Origin of the sequence: Sphaerochaeta sp. UBA5836, assembly GCF_002432845.1 — a bacterium.
GTDB lineage: Bacteria > Spirochaetota > Spirochaetia > Sphaerochaetales > Sphaerochaetaceae > Sphaerochaeta.
Map to the genome: position 1 here is coordinate 1 of NZ_DJGW01000070.1, position 2,139 is coordinate 2,139.

Annotated in this window: 2 protein-coding genes; both read left to right on the plus strand. The window is 52.0% G+C overall.

Annotation, left to right across the window (positions count from 1 at the left end; all coding sequences use genetic code 11):
- The first annotated feature begins 202 nt into the window (after window positions 1-202).
- Window positions 203-724 carry a hypothetical protein gene (locus B3F49_RS05650; RefSeq protein WP_293909612.1) on the plus strand — a complete coding sequence of 174 codons (522 nt, stop codon included), beginning with the start codon at window positions 203-205 and terminating at the stop codon, window positions 722-724.
- A 146-nt stretch (window positions 725-870) separates the two neighbouring features.
- On the plus strand, window positions 871-2,115 hold the full coding sequence (locus B3F49_RS05655) for a diaminopropionate ammonia-lyase (RefSeq protein ID WP_293909614.1): 1,245 nt from the start codon (window positions 871-873) through the stop codon (window positions 2,113-2,115).
- Window positions 2,116-2,139: the final 24 nt, after the last annotated feature.

The following is a 2,139-nucleotide window of genomic DNA, read 5'->3' on the forward strand; positions in this document are numbered from 1 at the left end:
CTGGGTTATGAGAAGGGCATGGCCTTGATCAACTCCTTTGAGGATGTCGAGGCGATATTCTTCACTGCAGACCATCAGATCCTGCAAAGTGAAGGCGTGAAACGGGGAGATCTGAACTTTACCATAACCAATCAACAATATCGTATTGTGCAGTAAGGTCGTCATCTTGCTCTAGGTGATGAGGAGCTTTTACACTGGTGGCATGAAATACCGGAAAGCTCTTTTGATTCTTCTTATGCTCTTGGTATTCGGGATCTCCGCTTTAACCGCTTCAACATACATACGCGGCATCGGAGCGCAGGTCGGTCAACTATCAGCCGACGGCTTGAGCTTCTTCCAGAAATTTGACGAAACGTCGGCATTGCAGGCCACGGTCGGCTTGTATCTCAGAGGCAATTCCTATCTGGATTACAGCGTAGGTGTGGAGTATCAGCATACATTCTTCTCAGCTGCTTATCAGGATTGGTTTGCAAGCGACCTGTATTGGTTTGCCGGTTTGAACCATAGGGGTTTTGCAAGTGTAGACAGCAGCACCGGGCAGTATGGATACGCGCCTTCCTTTGGAATCGGCGGCGGCTTCGGTGTTGAGCCTGTTTTCCTCGGTCATTTTTCAGTTCCCGTATCATTTGGGTATGGAGTGTTTTATGCTGTTGACGAGGTTCCCTTCATTGAAAGGCTCACCGTTACCTTTCTTGCCCAAATCGGGGCGCGATATCGGTTCTGACCTGCATGAAAGGACAGTCTTCCTGTTTTTTGATATCCTTCCAAAGAATTCATCATATCGGTAATAAGGTCTTGAATAATTGATGATATTGGTAGATAAATAGGTAAAAATATTTGAAATAAGCAATTTTCCAATTGGAGGATTATATGACCGGTACACAGCAGGAAATTTCCTACATTGTTCGTGAGCCACGCGAGAAAAACGTCGAGCTGGCTACGAAGCTCTTTTCCATGAAGCAGGCGCATTGCTCCCGACGTTTCCACAGGCAGATACCCGGCTATCGGATGAGCCCGCTGCAGGGGCTGCCCAATCTTGCCACCATGTTCGGGGTGGGCGGCATCTGGACCAAGGATGAGTCCAGCCGCCTGCAGCTCAACAGTTTCAAGGTACTCGGAGGATCCTTCGCCCTGTATCGGTATCTGCAAAAGCAACTGGGCATACTCGGGGAGGACACCCCGTTCGCCTACCTCGCCAGTGAGGAGGTCAAAGAAAAGGTGGGGGACCTTACCTTCGCAAGTGCCACGGACGGCAACCATGGTCGTGGCATTGCGTGGGCGGCAAAGCGCCTCGGATTCAAGTGTGTCATTTACGTTCACTCTGAAACCAGCGTACGGCGTATCGATGCGATCAAGAGCAACGGGGCAAAGGTTGTCATCGTCGACGGCAACTACGACGATGCCGTGCGCCAGGTAGCCATTGATGCAGAGAAGAATGGCTGGACGATCATCAGTGACACCAGCTGGGACAACTACACGGAAATTCCGACCTGGATCATGCAGGGCTATCTCACCCTGCTTGCAGAAGCCCAGGAGCAGTTCAGCGGTGTCGGCATCGTAAAGCCGACGCATCTCTTCGTACAGGCGGGTGTCGGGGCTCTTGCTGCCTCGGTCATCGGGTTCTACCATGCCTTATTCGGCCAGGATGCGCCGAAGTGCATCGTCGTCGAGCCTGACAAGGCTCCCTGCATCTACGAAAGCGCCCTGGCAAACGACGGAAAGCCTCATACGGTCACAGGTCCCCTGGATACCATTATGGCAGGCCTTGCTTGTGGCGACCCCAGCCCCATTGCATGGGAGATTTTGAAAGAAGATGCCGATGCATTCATTATTGTCCCCGACTATATTGCCGCCAAGGGTATGAGAATGTATGCGACCCCGCTCAACGGCGATCCGTTCATCATCAGCGGAGAGAGCGGGGCTGTAACCCTGGGAGCCTTCGCTTCGATCATGCAGTACCCCGAACTCAAGGAGCTCAAGGATGCCTTGGGATTGAACAAGGACAGCCAGGTGCTTTTCATCAATACCGAAGGCAATACCGACCCCGTCCACTTCCGCCAGATCATCTGGGAAGGAGCCAACCCGGTACCCAAGCAGTACTGGATCAACCTATAAACGTTCTCGAGCTTAAGCCATACA

Bases quoted from the DNA above. Each gene is read 5' to 3' on its own strand.
- B3F49_RS05655 (WP_293909614.1), top strand. From the start codon at position 871: ATGACCGGTACACAGCAGGAAATTTCCTACATTGTTCGTGAGCCACGC.
- B3F49_RS05650 (WP_293909612.1), top strand. From the start codon at position 203: ATGAAATACCGGAAAGCTCTTTTGATTCTTCTTATGCTCTTGGTATTC.